The following is a 17,950-nucleotide window of genomic DNA, read 5'->3' on the forward strand; positions in this document are numbered from 1 at the left end:
CCCGGTCCTTGACCCTTCTGTGCCCGAACTCCCCTGATGTGAAAGGCCTTTGCTCCACCCATGGCTGAACTGGTGTTCTTCTCGGGCACGATGGACTGCGGCAAGTCGACGCTGGCGCTGCAGATGGACCACAACCACACCGCCCGCGGCCGGCAGGGCCTCATCCTGACCCGCCACGACCGGGCCGGTGCGGCGACCATCTCCAGCCGGCTGGGCCTGCGGGCGGACGCGGTCGAGGTGACGGACGACTTCGACTTCCACGCGTACGTGGTGCACCGGCTCTCGGCGGGCGGCCGGGTGGACTACCTGATCTGCGACGAGGCGCAGTTCTTCGCCGCCGAACAGGTCGACCAGCTGGCCCGGGTGGTGGACGAACTCGACATCGACGCCTACACGTTCGGGATCACCACGGACTTCCGCACCCGGCTGTTCCCCGGTTCCCAGCGGCTGATCGAGCTGGCCGACCGGGTGGAGGTGCTCCAGGTCGAGGCGTTGTGCTGGTGCGGTGCGCGGGCGACGCACAACGCCCGGACGGTGGGCGGGGTGATGGTGGTCGAGGGCGCCCAGGTGGTGGTCGGCGACATCTCGGTGAACGAGGACGAGGTCGGGTACGAGGTGCTCTGCCGCCGGCACCACCGCCGTCGGCTGACCGCCGCGACGTCGCGGGCCTCGGTGCTCTCGCCGGACGTGCTGCCCTTCGAGCAGCAGGTCTAGGGCGTCCAGGGCCTAGCGGAGTTCCAGCACCGAGAAGTGCCCGCCCTGCGGGTCGGCCAGCCGGGCGGCGCGGCCGCGGGCGGTGTCGTGCGGCTCGACCAGGACGCGGCCGCCGAGTCCGACGGTGTGCCGGGCGGTGGCGGCGGCGTCGCGGACGGCGAAGTGGACCCGCCAGCGGGGCGGATGGCCGCGCAGTTCGGCGCGGTGCCGGATGCCGGCGACCGGTCGCCCGTGCACGAGCAGCGTGGACTCGTCGTCGGCGTGCCGGACGGGGCGGTCGAGTACGGCGGTGTAGAAGGCGACGGCGCCGTCGGTGTCGGGGGTGAGCAGTTCGGTCCAGGCCGGTCCGCCGGGTTCGGGCCCGGCCTCCCGGCCGGTGTGCTCCTCGCCCTGCCAGAGGCCGAAGACGGCGCCGGAGACGTCGGCGGCGATGGCCATCCGCCCGGCGCGTTCGGCCTGGAGCGGCCCGACGGCGACGGTTCCGCCGCAGGCGCGCACCAGTTGGGCGGTGTGGTCGGCGTCGTCGACGGCGAAGTAGGTGGTCCACTGCACCGGGAAGCCGGTGGCGGTGGAGACGCCGAGGCCGGCGACCGGCGCCCCGTCGAGTTCTGCGCGGACGTAGGCACCGAGCTGGCCGGGGCCCGGGGTGTAGGTCCAGCCGAGCAGGTCGGCGTAGAAGGCGCGGGCGCCGGCCAGGTCGTCGGTCAGCAGGCTGACCCAGCAGGGTGTGCCCTGGGCCAGTCGGAGTTCCACCGCGGGCAATGCGGGCCTCCTCATGGGTGGTTGGCGCACGGAAATCCTCGCGCGCGAGGGTGATGCTTCCACCCTGGCGCGCGTCGAACCCTCGGGCCGCGCGGAAATTCCGGCAAAGAGCGCACAAAGAGCGGCGGGGCGGCGGCGCTGCGCGACAATGGCCGCCATGACCACCTACAACGACGGTTCCCCGCTGATCTCCGCGGCCGGGTTGGCGCAGGCGCTCGCCTCGGCGCGCCCGCCGGTGCTGCTGGACGTGCGCTACCGGCTGGTCGGTGCCGCGCGGTCCGGCCCGACCGCGGTCGAGGAGTACCGGGCCGGGCACCTGCCCGGCGCCCGCTTCGTCGACCTGGACCGGGATCTCGCGGCCCCGCCGGGCGCCCCCGGCCGGGGCGGCCGCCACCCGCTGCCGGATCCGGAGGGGTTCGGCGCGGCGATGCGCGGCCACGGGGTGGACTCCGACCGCCCGGTGGTGGTGTACGACGGCGCGGCCTCGCTGGCGGCGGCCCGCGCCTGGTGGCTGCTGCGCTGGGCCGGGCACCGGGACGTCCGGGTGCTGGACGGCGGGTACGCGGCCTGGTCGGCGGCCGGACTGCCGGTGACGGCGGAGGTCCCGGCGCCGGCGGAGGGCGATTTCAAGCCGGTTCCGGGGCAGCTGCCGGTGGTGGACGCGGACGGCGCGGCGGCCTGGGCGCGCGAGGCGCTGCTGCTGGACGCCCGGGCGGGGGACCGCTACCGGGGCGAGAGCGAGCCGGTGGACCCGCGGGCCGGGCACATCCCGGGCGCGGTGTCGGCGCCGACGGCCGAGAACGTGGCGGCCGACGGGCGGTTCCGGCCGGTGGCGGAGCTGGCGGCGCGGTTCCGCGCGCTGGGCGCGGGTGAGCGGGAGACGGCGGTGTACTGCGGCTCGGGGGTGACGGCGGCGCACCAGATCCTGGCGTTGGAGGTGGCGGGCCTGCCGGCGACGCTGTACCCGGGGTCGTGGAGCGAGTGGTCGAGCGACGAGGGCCGCCCGGTGGCGGTGACCGACCAGCCGGGTTGAGTCGGGGCTGAGCCCGGGCGTGCGGAAGGGGCGGGAGGCCCGGCCTCCCGCCCCTTCCGTCAGGGCTGCTACTCCTGCTTCTTGCGCCGGCTGCCGAAGACGATCTCGTCCCAGCTGGGCACGGTGGCCCGGCGGCCGGGCCGGACGCCGTCCGCCTCGGCCTGGCGGTCGGTGGTGCCGACCAGGCGTTCGCGGTGCGGGGCGACGGCCCGCGGCATCAGGATGTCGGCGTAGGCCGAGCCCGCGCCGACCGCCGGTGCGGCGGCCGCGGCGGCCTCCTCGCTCTCCTCGGCGACCTCTGCGGGCACCGGTTCGATCGGGGCGGGGCCGACGGCGAGGTCGCCGCGGAAGGCGGGGACCACGTCGAGCAGGCTGGTCAGGGAGTCCCGGGACTCGGCGGTCGCCTCGCGGGACTCGCGGACCTCGCGGGCGGACATGATGCGGTCGGCGGACGGCCGGTCGATCATCGGGCGGGGCGGCCGGTCCTGGGGGAGCCGGGCGATCCGCGGGATGAACGGGAAGACCGACTCCTCCTCGCGCTCGACGTTCTCGCCGATCAGCGCGCGGGCCTCGTCGTCGTTGGGCTGGACCAGGCGCCGGGGCGGGTCGTACGTCCAGGAGGCGCTGCGGCCCTCGTCGTCGGCACGGTAGGCGAGGATGACCTCCCAGGTGCCGTCGTCGCGCCGCCAGGAGTCCCAGCGTTCGGTGTCCTTCTCGGCGCCGCGCAGCGCGAGCCGCTCGGCGACGGCCTCGCCGAGCTGGGGCCCGGTGGATTCGCCGTTGCGGCGGATGGCGGTCTTGCGGGCGCGTTCGGCCATGAAGGCGCGCTCGGCGAGGACCGGACCCTCGAAACGGCGGACCCGGTCGACGGAGATGCCGGCGGCCTGGGCGACCTCCTCGGCGGAGGCACCGGCTCGTATCCGGGCCTGGATGTCCCGGGGCCGCAGATGGCTCTCGACCTCGATCTCGATCTGGCCGAGGCGCGGCCGATCGCCGCGGATGGCGGCGCGCAGCCGCTCATCGATGGGAAGGGTGTACTCCGTGCTGTCGGCAGCCTTGAGCACCAGCCGTGTGCCGTCGTTGCTGACGGCCACAACCCGCAGTTCGGGCACGGTTACCTCCCGGGTGGTGCCTGCCGACGTCACCTGCGTCGCTGCTCCCGTACTGAGTGTGGCCTGCCCGCTCGCGACTGGCCACAACCTTGCTGAGTTCCCCGGCGTGTCGGGCATACGCCCGGGCTCGCCGCTGTGGCACGGTTGCCTTTTTGCCACGCCATCCGTCGACGTCGCGCCTGGGTGTCCCGGCCGTCCTCGCACGCGGAGTGTTCGCGGCGTCCGGGACGGGCGTCGCCGTGCGTGCCTGTTCAGTGGCTCTTCGTCAATCTGCCGGTGTGGGCGCAGTCGACAAGTCGACCCAAGGCTCAGGCTTTACGAACAGTACTCCATTCGTGGCATCCGAAGGGGCGGCTCGCCGCTCAAGTCTCCCGCGATTCACGGGAATCTCAAGAGCGCATGCCCCCAACGGCGGACCACCGACGGGTGAACGGTGATCATCTTCACATATATCGAGGGCGAAGAACCGCATTTTCGTCCCTTGTGTCCTTCTTTGGGCAAGATGGAGTGACTTGTTCGAGGAACAGTCGTACGGACCGAGGGATGTGGATGCCGGAGCGGAGCCCCGCCGAGGAGGGCGGCAAGAAGGAGCGCAAGCGGATTGATCTGAGTGTGGCTCAGGTCGCGGCGAGTGCGCTGGCCACGGTGGTGGGGGCGCTGCTCGCCTCCGAACTCGGCGTGTACGGAACGATCCTGGGTGCGGCGGTGGTCAGTGTCGGGGCCACCACCGGCGGTGCGGTGTTCCAGCACGTCTTCAGACGCACCGGCGAGCAGCTGCGCGAGGCGGTGGTGGACCGGGGGCCCGGTCACGCCGCGAACGGGCTGCGCCAGGTGCCGGAGCGCCCGGCGGAGCCGGCGCCGCCGGCGATCTCCTCGGAGTGGAACGAGCCGCAGGTGGTCCGGGCGCGTCGGCGGTGGAGCTGGAAGACCTGCGCGGCGGTGTCCGGGCTGGTGTTCGTGGTGGCGATGACGCCGATCCTGGCGTTCGAGCTGGCCACCGGGCAGCCGGTGTCGGCGACGGTGAAGGGCGAGTCGGGCAACGGGACCTCCTTCGGCGGCACGGTGGGCCCGAAGCCCTCGCCGCCGCAGGAGGCGCCGCCGACGGAGCGGCCGTCCACCGGTGGCGGGCGTGGCTCGGATCCCTCGCCCTCCGGCGGTGCCTCGGCCCCGGCGACGACGCGGCCGAGCCGGGAGCCGAGTGCGGGCCCGAGCCCGAGCGGTGGGTCCGGTGAGCACGGCGGCGGTACGGCCTCGCCCTCGGCGGGCCCGAGCCCGAGCGCCTCGCCGTCGGCCGGTTCGTCGCCGCCCGCGGACGGCGGGAAGCCCTCCGGCGGGGCGAGCCCGCAGCCGTCGGTGCCGAGCAACGCCCCCGCCTCCGTGGCCCCGCCGCCTGCGGCGCCGCCCCGGGGCGCCACTCCGTGATCAGGCGCCGAGGACCCGGCGCAGGTAGTCGTTGCCGAACACGCGCTGCGGGTCGACCTCGTCGCGCAGCGCGGTGAAGTCGCCGAGGTGCGGGTAGACGCCGGACAGGTACCCGGCGTCCCGGGTGTGCAGCTTGCCCCAGTGCGGGCGGCCCTGGTGGGCGCACATCAGCTGCTCGACGCCGGTGAAGTAGCCCTGGTCGGCGGTGCCCCGGTAGAGGTGGACGGCGATGTAGGCGCTGTCCCGCCCGGAGGCGGTGGAGAGCCAGAGGTCGTCGGCGGGGGCGAAGCGCACCTCCACCGGGAATCCGACCTTCCAGTCGGAGCGCTCGATCAGGGCCTTCAGCTCGCGCAGCACCTCGGCGACGGCCGCGCGCGGCACCGCGTACTCCATCTCCACGAAGCGGACCTTGCGCGGGCTGGTGAACACCCGGTACGCGGTGTCGGTGTAGCTGCGGTCGGACCAGGCGCGGCTGGCCAGCGAGGCGATGGCGGGGATGCTGGCGGGGAAGCGCCGGCCGACCCGGCAGGCGCCCTCCCAGACGGTGTTGGAGAGGAAGTCGTCCTCCAGCCACTCCTTGAACCGGGGCAGCGGGGCGGCCGGGCCCTGGCTGCGGTTGTTGCGCTTGGTGGAGCAGCGGTCGGTGTGCGGGAACCAGTAGAACTCGAAGTGCTCGTTGACCGCGGTGAGGTCGTCCAGCCGTTCCAGCACCTCGTCGAAGGCCATCGGCTGCTCGTGCGCGGTGAGCAGGAAGGTCGGTTCGACGGCGAAGGTCAGTGCGGTGATCACGCCGAGGGCGCCGAGGCCGAGCCGGGCGCCCTGGAACAGCCGGGGGTGTTCGGTGGGGGAGCAGCGCCGGACGCTGCCGTCGGCGAGGACGATCTCCAGGGCGCGGATCTGCGCGGCGAGCGAGCCGGAGTCGCGGCCGGTGCCGTGGGTGCCGGTGCTGGTGGCGCCGGCCACGGTCTGCACCTCGATGTCGCCCATGTTGGTGAGGGAGAGGCCCTCGGCGGCGAGGAGCCGGTTGAGCCGGGCGAGCGGGAGGCCGGACTCGACGGTGATGGTGCCGGCCTCGCGGTCGAGCTCGCGGACGGCGGTGAGCGCGTGCGGGCGGAGCAGGACGCCGTCGCCGGCGGAGGCGATCGAGGTGAAGGAGTGGCCGGAGCCGACGGCCTTGACGGTGCGGCCCTGCTCGGTGGCGCGCAGGATCTCCTTGGCCAGTTCCTCCGCGGTGCCGGGGGTGGCGGCCCGGGCGGGCCGGGCGCTCTGGTTCCCGGCCCAGTTGGTCCACCGGGTGGGGGTCGCGGGACTGGCCTGGGGCATGGCGCCGCCTCCTGCTCCGTGGCCGACCGGGGTCGGCGCGGTCCGGGGCGGTGGGGGCCGCCCTACCCGCGGGTAGGCCCGCGGGTAGGGAGAGATTAGTCAGTTCACCGTTCGAGGTCTACGGTCCGTTCGGCCGCTTCGGAGGGCTCGTCGACGGCGAGTCCGGCGCGCAGCCGGCCCAGTCCGGCGAGCGCGGCGACCACGCCGAAGACCCCGGCGGTCAGCGGCACCCAGTAGCCCGCGGCGGAGCCGGCGGCGTCCACCACCCAGCCGCCGGCGGAGGAGCCGACGGCGACGCCGAGGGCGAGCCCGGTGGTCGTCCAGGTCATGCCCTCGGTCAGCTGGGCGGCCGGGACGAGCCGTTCGACCAGGGCCATCGCGGTGATCAGGGTGGGCGAGATGGCGATGCCCGCGACCAGCAGCGCGCCGCCGACCGCGATCAGCCCGCCGACCCCGCGCACCGACTCGGCGATCAGCAGCAGCGGCGCCATGCTGAGCGCCATGAACAGGACGCCGCCGAAGAAGCGGCCGGCCATCGAGCCGGTGAGCTTGAGGGTGCCGAACACCACGCCGGCCAGGCAGGAGCCGAGCGCCCACAGCGCGAGGATCACGCTGGCGATGGACTTGTGCCCCTGGGTCTCGGAGTAGGCGACGGTGACGACCTCGACCGAGCCGAAGATCGCGCCGGTGGCGACGAAGGTGAGGATCAGTACCTGGAGGCCGCGGTTGAGGATCACCGAGCCGCCGACGTGCCGGGCGCCCGGGTGGACCGGCGGTTCGGTGGAGCGCTGCCCGGCGAACAGCAGCACGCCGACGGCGAGGAAGACCCCGGCGAGCAGGACGCCGGCCTCGGGGAAGACGGAGGTGGCCAGGCCGATGGAGAGGATCGGGCCGACGATGAAACACACCTCGTCGACGACGGCCTCGAAGGAGTACGCGGTGTGCAGCTTGGGGGAGTCGTCGCGGTACAGGTGGGCCCAGCGGGCGCGGACCATCGCGCCGGTGCTCGGCATGACGCCCATGCCGGCCGCGAAGAGGAAGAGCGTCCAGTCCGGTGCCTCGAACCGGGCGCACAGCAGCAGGCCGACCACGGCGACGATGGTGAGCGCCATGGCCGGGACGATTATTCGGCGCTGCCCGTGCCGGTCCACCAGCCGGGAGACCTGCGGGCCGAGCAGCGCGGCGGAGATCGCCAGGGTCGCCGACACCAGGCCCGCCACCCCGTAGGAGCCTCTCAGCTGGGAGAGCATGGTCACGATGCCGATGCCGGTCATGGAGATCGGCAGCCGGGAGACGAAGCCGGTGGAGGAGAAGGCCAGACTGCCGGGGGAGGCGAATATCTGGCGGTAGCTGGACAGCACGGGAGCTCCGCGGGGGTAAGGAACGAGGCTGGTGAACACAGCTTACGTACCTTGGCAAACAGTATTTTCCGGACACCCGTGCAGCCCCGACGGGGGTCTCCGGCCCCTCAATGGCAGGATCGGTGTCATGTCCGACGCGCGCAAACCCTCGCCGCCCGGCGCCGCCCCGGCAGCGCCGCAGCCGTACGACGCCCTGCTGCTGCTCTCCTTCGGCGGGCCCGAGGCCCCCGAGGACGTCGTCCCGTTCCTGGAGAACGTGACCCGCGGCCGCGGCATCCCCAAGGAGCGGCTGAAGGAGGTCGGCAAGCACTACTTCCTGTTCGGCGGGGTCAGCCCGATCAACGAGCAGAACCGCGAACTGCTCGCCGCGCTGCGCAAGGACTTCGCCGAGCACGGCCTGGACCTGCCGGTCTACTGGGGCAACCGGAACTGGGCGCCCTACCTGGTGGACACCCTGCGCGAACTGGCCGCCGACGGCCACCGCCGCGTCGCCGTCCTCGCCACCAGCGCCTACGCCGGCTTCTCGGGCTGCCGCCAGTACCGGGAGAACCTGGCCGACGCGCTGGCCGCCCTCGCCGCCGAGGGCCTGCCCGAGCTGCGGGTCGACAAGCTGCGGCACTTCTACAACCACCCCGGCTTCGTCGAGCCGATGATCGACGCCACCCTGGCCGCCCTGGCGCGGCTGCCCGAGGACGTCCGGGCCGGCGCCCGGCTGGCGTTCACCACCCACTCCATCCCGGACGCCATGGCCGAGACCTCCGGCGCCCCGGACGACCCGGCCCGCGGCCGCCCCGGCGGCGCGTACGTCGCCCAGCACCTGGACGTCGCCCGGCTGATCGCCGCGGCCGTCGCCGAGCGCACCGGCGTCGCGGACCGGCCCTGGGAGCTGGTGTTCCAGAGCCGCAGCGGCGCCCCGCACACACCGTGGCTGGAACCGGACATCTGCGACCACCTGGAGGCCCAGCACGCCGGCGGCGCGCCGGCCGTGGTGATGGTCCCGATCGGCTTCGTCTCCGACCACATGGAGGTCAAGTACGACCTCGACACCGAGGCCGTCGCCAAGGCCGCCGAACTCGGCCTGCCGGTGGCCCGCGCCGCCACCGTCGGCGCCGACCCGCGGTTCACCGCCGCCGTGCGCGAGCTGGTCCTGGAACGGGCCGCCGCCGAGCGCGGCGAGCCGGTGACCCGCTGCGCCCTCGGCGCGCTCGGCCCCAGCCACGACGTGTGCGCGGTGGCCTGCTGCCCCAACCCGCGCGCCCCCCGCCCGGCCGCCGCCGAGCGCTGACCCAGGGGGCGTGTCCTGTGGATCTCGCCGGGCCCGCGGCGTCAGGGCACGCACCTCGCCGCGTTGTCGTCGGTCGCCGATGGCCCCCAGCCTCCGGCCGGGAGGTGCCCCCATCCTTCGCCTTGCGGTGCACGCACCCTGACGCCGCGCGCTGATCCGACAAGATCCACAAGACACGCCCTAGGAGACCCCATGCCTGTCCCCGCCCTGCCCGACGACCGGCTCCTCGACGACCTGCTGGAGGTCGCCCTGGACGCGGCCCGCCGGGCCGGCGCCCTGCTGCGCGACGGCCGGCCCGCCGACCTCGGTGTGGCCGGCACCAAGAGCAGCCCGGTCGACGTGGTGACCGAGATGGACCTCGCCTCCGAGAAGCTCGTCCTGGAGCTGATCACCGAGCGCCGCCCCGAGGACGGCTACCTCGGCGAGGAGGGCGCCGAGCGGCGCGGCACCAGCGGGGTGCGCTGGGTCGTCGACCCGCTCGACGGCACCGTCAACTACCTGTACGGGCTGCCCTCCTGGGCGGTCAGCGTGGCCGCCGAGGTGGACGACCGGGCGGTCGTCGGCGTGGTGTACGCCCCGGCCCGCGGCGAGCTGTTCCACGCCGTCCTCGGGCGCGGCGCCCAGCTCGACGGCCGACCGGTCGCCACCCGCCCGGCCCCGCCGTGGGGCCAGGCGCTGATCGGCACCGGCTTCAACTACGTCCAGTCGGTGCGGGTCCGCCAGGCCGAGGTGCTGCTGTCCCTGATGCCCGAGGTGCGGGACATCCGCCGGGGCGGGGCCGCCGCGGTGGACCTGTGCGACGTCGCCGCCGGGCGGCTGGACGGCTACTACGAGCGCGGCCTCGCCCCCTGGGACCGCGCGGCCGGCTGCCTGATCGCCGCCGAGGCCGGGGCCCTGGTCGGCGGCCGCCCCGGGCACGGCCCGGACGGCGAGCTGACGGTGGCCGCCGCCCCGGGCGTGTACCAGCCGTTGCAGGAGCGGCTGGCCGCGCTGCGCGCCTGGGCGGACTGAGAAGGCCGTCGCGCGGGCGCGGTGGGTTCGCGCGCCCGCGCCGGCCGGTGAAGAACACCGGCCGCCGAAGCGCCCCGGACAGCGAAGAGCCCTGGCATACGGGGGATGCCAGGGCCTGGGTTTTCGCACGACCCCCGCAGGGCCGCTGGTGCCGGAGGTCCCGGCGTCGGGTCGGACGGTCGGGTGGATCAGGCGGCGGTGCGGTGGCGCTCCAGCACGGTGTCCACACCGTGCTCGGCGGCGAGCCGGCGGAGGTCGTCCAGCTCGGACTGCTCCACCTCGGCGAGGAACTCGTCCCCGGCCTCGATCGCGCGGTGCAGGTCCTGCTCGGCGTTGGCTATGCGCTGCAGGATTCCGGCCTTGAAGGCGTCCATACGGGCCCCCTTACTGTGTCGGACGTGCACGGTCGTACGTTCTCCGCCCCGAGGAAAGGTGTGGCCAGCGGCAGCGCCCCGTCCGGCAGGTCTTGACTCTCCGGTCGAGCGCGGAGACGGCCTTCGGCCGCTCCCGGTGACGTCCCAGCCCCAGGGCCGGCGCGGATGAACGCACGGCGGGTGGGTGCGATCGGCCAACAGCCAGATCGCGGGTGTGAAGCTGTCCTCCCCGCCGGGGGGAGGGGGAAACCTTCCGGCCCGAGAAAGTTGCCTGTGTCACAGTCCAACCGGACTGGTCCCGGCACGAACGGTCACCGCCCGCTGCCAACGCTCCGTGCCTGAGCGGCAGCTTATCGCTGCTTTACCGGCGGACCAGGCAGGATGGAGGCACCGTCGGAGCCGCGCGTCCGCTTCCGGGGCCGGCCTGGAGAAGGGACAACGATCGTGCGGGTTCTCGTCGTCGAGGACGAGCAGCTGCTCGCCGAGGCTGTCGCCACTGGCCTGCGCCGCGAGGCGATGGCCGTCGACGTGGTGTACGACGGGGAGGCCGCGCTCCAGCGCATCGCGGTCAACGACTACGACGTCGTGGTCCTGGACCGCGACCTCCCGCTGGTCCACGGCGACGACGTCTGCCGCAAGGTGGTCGAACAGGGCCTGGCCACCCGGGTGATCATGCTGACCGCCTCCGGCGACATCAGCGACCGGGTCGAGGGCCTGGAGATCGGCGCGGACGACTACCTTCCGAAGCCGTTCGCCTTCAGCGAACTCGTCGCCCGGGTAAGGGCGCTGGGCCGCCGCGCGACCGTCCCGCTGCCCCCGGTGCTGGAGCGGGCCGGCATCTCGCTCGACCCGGGCCGCCGCGAGGTGATCCGCGAGGGCCGCACCGTCCAGCTCGCCCCCAAGGAGTTCGCCGTCCTGGAGGTGCTGATGCGGGCCGGCGGCGCCGTCGTCTCCGCCGAGCAGCTGCTGGAGAAGGCCTGGGACGAGCACACCGACCCGTTCACCAACGTCGTGCGCGTCACCGTGATGACGCTGCGCCGCAAGCTCGGCGACCCGCCGGTGATCGTCACCGTCCCGGGCTCCGGCTACCGGATCTGACCGGACCAGCCGGACCACCTGACCGGATCCGAGCGGACCAGACCGGATCCGTTCGCCGGACCCGGCCGGACTCCCCCCATCCCGCGCCCGCTCCGGCGGACGCTCCGAGAGGACCATCATGACCACCCCGCCCCCGGCCGGCGGGCCCTCCGGCGCGCCCGCCGGCGGCCCGCGCGCCGTCCCGCCCAAGCCCCCGCACCCCCCGCGCGCCACCCGGCCCGGGCGCTACGTCCCCGGCGACGGCATGCTCGCCTGGCTGCCCTTCCGGCCCACCATCCGGATGCGCCTCACCCTGCTCTACGGCGGCATGTTCCTGATGGCCGGCGTGGTGCTGCTGCTGCTGATGTACGTGTTCTTCCAGGACGCCGTGCAGAACCTGGCGCCGCGCAAGTTCGACTTCGGCGGCGGTCACGTCCTGATCAACAACCTGCCGATGGACAGCACCCAGTTCAACCAGGACCAGGCCAACGACTACCTGCTGCGCTCCAACTCGGCGCTCAACACCCTGCTGCGCAAGTCGCTCACGATGCTGGTCTGCCTCGCCGTGATCGCCTTCGCGGCCGGCTACGCGCTGGCCGGCCGGGTGCTGCGCCCGCTCGGCCGGATCACCCGCACCGCCCGCGATGTCGCCTCCTCCGACCTGCACCGGCGGATCGAGCTGGACGGGCCGGACGACGAGCTCAAGGAGCTCGCCGACACCTTCGACGACATGCTGGACCGGCTGGACCGCTCCTTCGACTCCCAGCGCCGCTTCGTCGCCAACGCCTCGCACGAGCTGCGCACCCCGCTGGCGATCAACCGCACCCTGCTGGAGGTCCAGCTCTCCGACCCGGCCGCCTCGCCCGACCTCCAGCAGCTCGGCAGGACCCTGCTGGCCACCAACGAGCGCAGCGAGCAACTGGTGGAGGGCCTGCTGCTGCTCGCCCGCAGCGAGAACGAGCTGACCGACCGCCGCCCGGTGGAGCTCTCCGAGGTGGCCACCCGGGCCCTGGAGCAGACCCGCGCCGAGGCCGACCGGCGCGAGGTCGAGCTGCGCTCCAAACTCGATCCGGCCGTGGTCGCGGGCAACGGCGTGCTGCTGGAGCGGCTGGCGCTCAACCTGCTGCAGAACGCCGTCCGGTACAACACTCCGGGCGGCTGGGTCGAGCTGGCCACCGGCGAGGTGCCCGGCGGCGGCGAGCTGGTGGTGTCCAACACCGGCCCGGTGGTGCCCGGCTACGAGCTGGAGCACATCTTCGAGCCGTTCCGCCGGGTCAAGGGCGCTGACCGCACCCGCAGCGACAAGGGGGTCGGGCTCGGCCTGTCCATCGTCCGCTCGGTGGTGCGCGCCCACGGCGGCACCATCGAGGCCACTGCACGCGCCGGTGGCGGCCTCACCATGCGGGTCCGGATCCCCAACCCCTGACCCCGCCCGCCGGCCCCCTCCCGGCCCCCTCCCGGGCCCGCCACGCCCTCCCCGCCGCCGCGCTCCGTAAGTGACTGTTCACCGCCGCCCCCGTCAGGCCCGTCAAGACGACATAAGGCCTGGCGGGGGCGGCTTGTCATTTCCTGCCCGGGCAACTTACGGTGTCGTAACCTACGGAACCGTAAGTGCGTCTGCCGACGTGCCCGCCCAACGCGCCCGTCCCGCGCGTGCCGTCCCCCAGGAGCAAGACCGTGACCATCGCCCCTGTGCAGAGCAGCGCCTCGTTCGGATCGAGCGGCTGGACCGACGCGCGGCTGATCCTGGCCCTCGAAGAGGTCGTGGAGAAGGAGCTCAACCGCCACCTCGGCGTGGCCAAGGAATGGATGCCGCACGAGTTCGTGCCGTGGAGCCAGGGCCGCGACTTCGACGGCGTGCTGGGCGGCGACGCCTGGGCCGTCGAGCAGTCCCAGGTGACGCCGCTCGGCCGGGTTTCGCTGGTGGTGAACCTGCTGACCGAGGACAACCTCCCCAGCTACCACCACGAGATCGCCAGCATGTTCGGCCGCGAGGGCGCCTGGGGCACCTGGGTGCACCGCTGGACCGCCGAGGAGGGCCGGCACGGAATAGCCATTCGCGACTTCCTGCTCGCCACCCGGGCCGTCGACCCGGTGGAGCTGGAGCGGGCCCGGATGAGCCACATGTCCGAGGGCTTCGAGTCCGACAACGCGCACAGCATGCTGCACTCGGTCGCGTACGTGGCCTTCCAGGAGCTCGCCACCCGCATCTCGCACCGCAACACCGGCAAGTACGCCGGCGACCCGCTCTGCGACCAGCTGCTGGCGAAGATCGCCAACGACGAGAACCTCCACATGGTCTTCTACCGGAACCTGCTGAAGGCCGCCCTGGAGATCGCCCCCGACCAGGCCATGCGGGCCGTGGCCGACGTGGTCATCAACTTCCGGATGCCCGGCCACGGCATCCCCGGCTTCGAGCGGGCCGCCGCGCAGATCGCCCTCGGCGGGGTCTACAACCTGCGCATCCACCACGACGACGTGCTGCAGCCGGTGCTGCGCCACCTGCGCGTGATGGAGATCGGCGGCCTCGGCCCGGAGGGCCTGCTGGCGCAGAACGAGCTCGGCGTCTTCCTGGACGGGCTGGACGGCCAGGCGCGCAAGTTCGAGGATCGCCAGGCCGCGATCCTCGCCCGCCGGGCCGCGCGCCGGAGCACCGACTAGGATGCCCGGCGGGGCGGCCGAAGTGGGTGGATTTTCCGTGGTTTGCCCTGGAAGATTCTGAACGTGACCAAGCTCACATCGTGTCGCTCCATGACTTCGGCCGACCTCGGAGAGTGATCATCCGGGTCGGGGTGCCGATCGCAGTCCGTGACTGGATTTCGGACCGGCACCTGCCCGGAGGATTGGTCGGCACCCCAGGTGGGCAAGGGAATGGACGAACATCAGCATGGCTCGTGCTCACTGTGAGTGGCCGCCGGGTCGATGTCGGAGGAGGCTGGCGATGGCCCAGCGTGAGGCCTCCCACAGCCTGGTGGATCACCCCAACGGACCCCTGGCTGAGTGTCGATTGAGTAACAGGGCTTGAAGTAAGGCAAAATCTCCGCCTCGGGTCGGGCACAAGACCGACCCCCCATGCGTTACGTGCGCTGGAGATACCGCACACACCGCACAAACCCGGAGGGGGAGAGCGAACAATGGCAACGGACTACGACACCCCACGCAAGACCGACGACGAGCTCAACGAAGACAGCATCGAGGAACTCAAGGCTCGGCGGAACGACAAGGGCGGCGGCTCTGTCGACGTCGACGAGTTCGATGCGGCCGAGGGCATGGAGCTCCCGGGCGCGGACCTCTCGAACGAGGAGCTCGCGGTCCGGGTGCTGCCGAAGCAGGCCGACGAGTTCACCTGCATGAGCTGCTTCCTGGTGCACCACCGCAGTCAGCTGTACAGCGAGAAGAACGGCAACCCGATCTGCCGGGACTGCGGCGCCTGAGCACCGCGGCGGACAGGGCCCGGCACCCGCGGCTTTCGCGGGGGCCGGCACAGCGCCCCTTCCGGCCCCGGGCAGCGGGGCCGGACGGCAGGTCCGGTGGCCGTCCTGACGGACGGCACCGGGAGGACGGAGCCGGCCATGAGCACGTCGGCCGGCACAAAGTCGTAGGGACGGTCCCGCACCAGCGGAACCGTCCCTCTCCGTTTTTCGGGCCTGTGCGCGCTCCGGGCTGCCCCCGGGCGTGCGCGGGTCCCTCCGCTACGTGCGGGCGCCGCGACGGGCCTCCTCCAGCGCCTCCGCCAGCTTCATCGGCGAGCGGGTCGACAGGTAGAGATAGGGCGTCGGGTCGGTCGGGTCGGTCACCTCGATCCGCAGCGCCGTCGGGACGTAGCTGCGCAGCAGCATGAAGGCGCGGGGATTGGCCTTCGGCCCGCGCCAGGCCACCGCCTCGGCGGGGCTCAGCGGGTGCGCGGTGCCCAGGGCGTCCACCGGGATCCGGGCCGGTCCGGCCACCAGCGAGCCCTGCACCACGCGGATCCGGGCCGAGCCGTAGCTGCTGATCGCGACCGCGCCGGCGGCGATGCCGACCACCAGCCCGACCAGCGCGCCCAGACCGCTGACCCGCAGCAGGATCAGTGCGAGCGTGAGCCCGGTCGCGACCGGGAGCAGCCACCAGGAGCGCGGCACCGTGAGGCGTTCGTCGTACATGCCCCCATTGTGGGCGCCCTGACGCCGGTACCGGGACGCCACCCCCACCGGCCGCGCGCCTACCCCTGGGTAGGGTGGGTTCCCGTGACCGGTTCGACCACCCCCACCGCCCCCGCCGACCGGCCGGCGCCCGCGTTGCCGCCGTCCCCGACCACCCCGCCGCCGGACGCCGTACTGCCGCCGCGCGCCCCCGAGGCGCCCGCCCCCGGCAGCCGGCTCGGCTCCCACTACGAGCACTGCTTCGGCTGCGGACCGCAGCACCCCGGCGGGCTGCGGATCGACGCGGTCGCCGGTGAGGGGCTCGACGTCACCGCCGAGTTCGCCGTCCGGGACGTCCACCAGGGCGGCCCGGGCCTGGCCCACGGCGGAGTGCTGACCACCGCCATGGACGAGACCCTCGGCACGCTCAACTGGCTGCTGCACACCCCCGCCGTCACCGGCCGGCTGGAGACCGATTTCCTCTGCCCCGTCCCGGTCGACTCGGTGCTGCACCTGCGTGCCTGGATCACCGGCGTCCACGGCCGCAAGATCTACAGCGCCGCCGAGGCGCGGATCGGCGGCCCCGACGGACCGGTCGCGGTGCGTGCGCAGGCGCTCTTCATCCAGGTGAAGCTGGAACACTTCACCTCGCACGGTCGTCCCGAGGACATCGAGAAGGTCCTCGACGACCCGGATCTGATGAAGCGCGCACGAGCCTTTGAGGTGAACCCTTGAGCAATGCCCCCCGCCCGCCGCTGGACGTCCTGATCAGGCGCATCGACCCCGAGTTGCCGCTGCCCGCCTACGCGCAGCCCGGCGACGCGGGAGCCGATCTGCGCACCACCGTGGACGCCGAGCTGGCCCCCGGAGAGCGGGCCGTCCTGCCCACCGGCATCGCCATCGCCCTCCCGGACGGCTACGCGGCCTTCGTCCACCCCCGGTCCGGGCTGGCAGCTCGTTGCGGAGTTGCGCTCGTGAACGCCCCGGGGACGGTCGATGCCGGGTACCGTGGAGAGATCAAGGTGATCGTCGTCAATCTGGACCCGCGCGAGGGGGTCAGCTTCCGCCGAGGGGACCGGATCGCCCAGTTGGTGATCCAGCAGGTCGAGAAGGCCCGCTTCCACGAGGTGGCCGAGCTGCCTGGGTCGGCACGTGCCGAGGGCGGGTTCGGGTCGACCGGCGGCCACGCCGCGGTCTAGCATTCCCGCGGCCTCGCAGGAAGCCGAGCAGGTATTCGCATCGGTCTTGGACCGGGAAGGACAGTGACCGTGTTCCGTCGTCGCCAGAAGAGCGAGGACGCTGTCGAGCAGCTCGCCGACGACGCCATCAGCGCCGACGAGACGGCCGATGACGTCGAAGGTTCCGCCGAGAGCGAGAACGTGACCGAGCTGGACCCGTCCGACAAGGTCGGCCTGCCGCCGGCCCCGCGGCCGGACGGTCCCTGGGACCACTCCGAGCTGGAGAACCCCGAGGAGGGGCGAGTGGACCTCGGGGGTCTGCTGGTCCCCGGTGTCGAGGGCATGGAGCTGCGGGTGGAGGTCGCCGGTGACGCGATCGTCGCCGCGACCCTCGTCCTCGGTAACAGCGCCATCCAGCTGCAGGCCTTCGCGGCTCCCAAGTCGGAGGGCATCTGGGGGGAGGTCCGGGAGGAGATCGCCAACGGCATCACCTCGCAGGGCGGCCTCATCGAGGAGGAGGAGGGCCCGCTCGGCTGGCACCTCCGCGCCCAGGTCCCGGTGCAGCTGCCGGACGGCACCCAGGGCGTGCAGCTGGTCCGCTTCGTCGGTTGCGACGGACCGCGCTGGTTCCTGCGCGGCGTGATCTCGGGCCAGGCCGCCGTGCAGCCGGAGATGGCCGGAATCCTGGAGCAGGTCTTCCAGCAGACGGTCGTCGTCCGGGGCGAGACTCCGATGGCGCCCCGCGACCCGATCGTGCTGAAGCTCCCCGAGGACGCCCAGATGGTCGCCGACGGCGGCGGCGCGGCTGCGGCGGCGGCTGGCGAGGGCGAAAACCGTTTCGGCGGCGCGGCCCTCGACCCGTTCGCCCGCGGCCCGGAGATCACCGAGGTCCGCTGATCCGGTCCGTGTCGTACGTACTGATCGCCCCCGCCCGGGACCCCGGGCGGGGGCGATTTGCATGTGGCGGGCTCGTCCCCGTACAGTTCCGGAGTCGCCGCGAGAGAGCGGGGGCAAGCGGAAAGCGAATTGCGATGAATGAAACTCCGGAAAACGGAGCGGAAAACATCTGATAAGCTGGAAATACGAAAGAACGAAGCGCCCGGAGGGCCCGCTGGAAGGCGGCCTGAAGGAAGTGTCCGTTCCTTGAGAACTCAACAGCGTGCCAAAAGTCAACGCC

Annotated in this window: 19 protein-coding genes; 11 read left to right on the forward strand and 8 right to left on the reverse strand. The window is 73.1% G+C overall.

Annotated features, from left to right (window positions below):
• The first annotated feature begins 60 nt into the window (after positions 1-60).
• Positions 61-714, forward strand: a complete 654-nt coding sequence (locus tag ACIPLC_RS23230) for a thymidine kinase (RefSeq protein ID WP_400474903.1) — start codon at positions 61-63, stop codon at positions 712-714.
• Positions 715-726: 12 nt separating this feature from the next.
• Here the strand turns inward: ACIPLC_RS23230 and ACIPLC_RS23235 are convergent, their stop codons facing one another.
• Complete coding sequence (locus tag ACIPLC_RS23235; RefSeq protein WP_400474924.1) at positions 727-1,467, reverse strand: VOC family protein; 741 nt, start codon at positions 1,465-1,467, stop codon at positions 727-729.
• Between the two features lie 166 nt (positions 1,468-1,633).
• On the opposite strand from ACIPLC_RS23235, the gene ACIPLC_RS23240 reads away from it, so the two are divergent.
• Positions 1,634-2,509, forward strand: coding sequence for a sulfurtransferase (locus tag ACIPLC_RS23240; RefSeq protein ID WP_400474904.1), 876 nt, complete (start codon positions 1,634-1,636; stop codon positions 2,507-2,509).
• Positions 2,510-2,577: 68 nt separating this feature from the next.
• On the opposite strand, the gene sepH is transcribed toward ACIPLC_RS23240, so the two are convergent.
• The 5 genes from sepH to ACIPLC_RS23265 form a co-directional block, all read right to left on the reverse strand.
• Positions 2,578-3,654, reverse strand: coding sequence for a septation protein SepH (gene sepH, locus ACIPLC_RS23245; RefSeq protein WP_079135886.1), 1,077 nt, complete (start codon positions 3,652-3,654; stop codon positions 2,578-2,580).
• Positions 3,655-4,238: 584 nt separating this feature from the next.
• Positions 4,239-4,385, reverse strand: a complete 147-nt coding sequence (locus ACIPLC_RS23250; protein ID WP_400474905.1) for a hypothetical protein — start codon at positions 4,383-4,385, stop codon at positions 4,239-4,241.
• Positions 4,386-4,427: 42 nt separating this feature from the next.
• Entirely contained in the window at positions 4,428-4,985 is a 558-nt protein-coding gene (locus tag ACIPLC_RS23255; protein ID WP_400474906.1) for a hypothetical protein, read from the reverse strand.
• A 58-nt stretch (positions 4,986-5,043) separates the two neighbouring features.
• A complete protein-coding gene (locus tag ACIPLC_RS23260) occupies positions 5,044-6,366 on the reverse strand; it encodes a D-arabinono-1,4-lactone oxidase (RefSeq protein WP_400474907.1) in 1,323 nt (440 codons plus the stop codon).
• A gap of 104 nt (positions 6,367-6,470) precedes the next feature.
• On the reverse strand, positions 6,471-7,727 hold the full coding sequence (locus ACIPLC_RS23265) for an MFS transporter (RefSeq protein WP_400474908.1): 1,257 nt from the start codon (positions 7,725-7,727) through the stop codon (positions 6,471-6,473).
• A 127-nt stretch (positions 7,728-7,854) separates the two neighbouring features.
• On the opposite strand from ACIPLC_RS23265, the gene ACIPLC_RS23270 reads away from it, so the two are divergent.
• Complete coding sequence (locus ACIPLC_RS23270) at positions 7,855-9,012, forward strand: ferrochelatase (protein WP_400474909.1); 1,158 nt, start codon at positions 7,855-7,857, stop codon at positions 9,010-9,012.
• A 192-nt stretch (positions 9,013-9,204) separates the two neighbouring features.
• Positions 9,205-10,023, forward strand: a complete 819-nt coding sequence (locus ACIPLC_RS23275) for an inositol monophosphatase family protein (protein WP_400474910.1) — start codon at positions 9,205-9,207, stop codon at positions 10,021-10,023.
• Between the two features lie 188 nt (positions 10,024-10,211).
• On the opposite strand, the gene ACIPLC_RS23280 is transcribed toward ACIPLC_RS23275, so the two are convergent.
• Positions 10,212-10,397, reverse strand: coding sequence for a hypothetical protein (locus ACIPLC_RS23280; protein WP_030057688.1), 186 nt, complete (start codon positions 10,395-10,397; stop codon positions 10,212-10,214).
• 444 nt (positions 10,398-10,841) lie between these two features.
• Between ACIPLC_RS23280 and ACIPLC_RS23285 the strand changes: the two genes are divergently transcribed.
• The 4 genes from ACIPLC_RS23285 (at position 10,842) to ACIPLC_RS23300 (ending at position 14,908) form a co-directional block, all read left to right on the forward strand.
• Positions 10,842-11,495, forward strand: a complete 654-nt coding sequence (locus ACIPLC_RS23285; RefSeq protein WP_063349384.1) for a response regulator transcription factor — start codon at positions 10,842-10,844, stop codon at positions 11,493-11,495.
• Positions 11,496-11,613: 118 nt separating this feature from the next.
• The gene (locus ACIPLC_RS23290) at positions 11,614-12,900 is read left to right on the forward strand and encodes a sensor histidine kinase (RefSeq protein ID WP_400474911.1); all 1,287 of its coding nucleotides are present in this window, start codon (positions 11,614-11,616) and stop codon (positions 12,898-12,900) included.
• A 251-nt stretch (positions 12,901-13,151) separates the two neighbouring features.
• Positions 13,152-14,135 (forward strand): acyl-ACP desaturase, encoded by a 984-nt coding sequence (locus tag ACIPLC_RS23295; RefSeq protein WP_400474912.1) that lies wholly within the window; start codon positions 13,152-13,154, stop codon positions 14,133-14,135.
• A 473-nt stretch (positions 14,136-14,608) separates the two neighbouring features.
• Positions 14,609-14,908 carry a DUF4193 domain-containing protein gene (locus ACIPLC_RS23300; protein WP_030057692.1) on the forward strand — a complete coding sequence of 100 codons (300 nt, stop codon included), beginning with the start codon at positions 14,609-14,611 and terminating at the stop codon, positions 14,906-14,908.
• A gap of 258 nt (positions 14,909-15,166) precedes the next feature.
• Here ACIPLC_RS23300 and ACIPLC_RS23305 read toward each other — a convergent pair whose 3' ends face one another.
• Positions 15,167-15,616 carry a DUF3093 domain-containing protein gene (locus tag ACIPLC_RS23305; RefSeq protein WP_400474913.1) on the reverse strand — a complete coding sequence of 150 codons (450 nt, stop codon included), beginning with the start codon at positions 15,614-15,616 and terminating at the stop codon, positions 15,167-15,169.
• Positions 15,617-15,751: 135 nt separating this feature from the next.
• On the opposite strand from ACIPLC_RS23305, the gene ACIPLC_RS23310 reads away from it, so the two are divergent.
• From ACIPLC_RS23310 to ACIPLC_RS23320, 3 genes are all read left to right on the forward strand, one after another.
• Positions 15,752-16,330, forward strand: coding sequence for a PaaI family thioesterase (locus tag ACIPLC_RS23310; RefSeq protein WP_400474925.1), 579 nt, complete (start codon positions 15,752-15,754; stop codon positions 16,328-16,330).
• Positions 16,327-16,794 (forward strand): dUTP diphosphatase, encoded by a 468-nt coding sequence (dut, locus tag ACIPLC_RS23315; RefSeq protein WP_400474914.1) that lies wholly within the window; start codon positions 16,327-16,329, stop codon positions 16,792-16,794. The genes ACIPLC_RS23310 and dut overlap by 4 nt, the downstream gene beginning before the upstream one ends.
• A gap of 69 nt (positions 16,795-16,863) precedes the next feature.
• A complete protein-coding gene (locus ACIPLC_RS23320; protein WP_400474915.1) occupies positions 16,864-17,670 on the forward strand; it encodes a DUF3710 domain-containing protein in 807 nt (268 codons plus the stop codon).
• The last annotated feature ends 280 nt before the right edge of the window (positions 17,671-17,950 follow it).

The sequence above is a fragment of the Kitasatospora sp. NPDC086801 genome (assembly GCF_044745805.1).
Taxonomy (GTDB): domain Bacteria; phylum Actinomycetota; class Actinomycetes; order Streptomycetales; family Streptomycetaceae; genus Kitasatospora.

Excerpts from the sequence above, each read along its gene's own strand:
- ACIPLC_RS23230 (WP_400474903.1), top strand. The coding sequence starts at position 61 with ATGGCTGAACTGGTGTTCTTCTCGGGCACGATGGACTGCGGCAAGTCG.
- ACIPLC_RS23240 (WP_400474904.1), top strand. The coding sequence starts at position 1,634 with ATGACCACCTACAACGACGGTTCCCCGCTGATCTCCGCGGCCGGGTTG.
- ACIPLC_RS23260 (WP_400474907.1), bottom strand. The coding sequence starts at position 6,366 with ATGCCCCAGGCCAGTCCCGCGACCCCCACCCGGTGGACCAACTGGGCC.
- ACIPLC_RS23270 (WP_400474909.1), top strand. The coding sequence starts at position 7,855 with ATGTCCGACGCGCGCAAACCCTCGCCGCCCGGCGCCGCCCCGGCAGCG.
- ACIPLC_RS23275 (WP_400474910.1), top strand. The coding sequence starts at position 9,205 with ATGCCTGTCCCCGCCCTGCCCGACGACCGGCTCCTCGACGACCTGCTG.
- ACIPLC_RS23280 (WP_030057688.1), bottom strand. The coding sequence starts at position 10,397 with ATGGACGCCTTCAAGGCCGGAATCCTGCAGCGCATAGCCAACGCCGAG.
- ACIPLC_RS23290 (WP_400474911.1), top strand. The coding sequence starts at position 11,614 with ATGACCACCCCGCCCCCGGCCGGCGGGCCCTCCGGCGCGCCCGCCGGC.
- ACIPLC_RS23300 (WP_030057692.1), top strand. The coding sequence starts at position 14,609 with ATGGCAACGGACTACGACACCCCACGCAAGACCGACGACGAGCTCAAC.
- ACIPLC_RS23305 (WP_400474913.1), bottom strand. The coding sequence starts at position 15,616 with ATGTACGACGAACGCCTCACGGTGCCGCGCTCCTGGTGGCTGCTCCCG.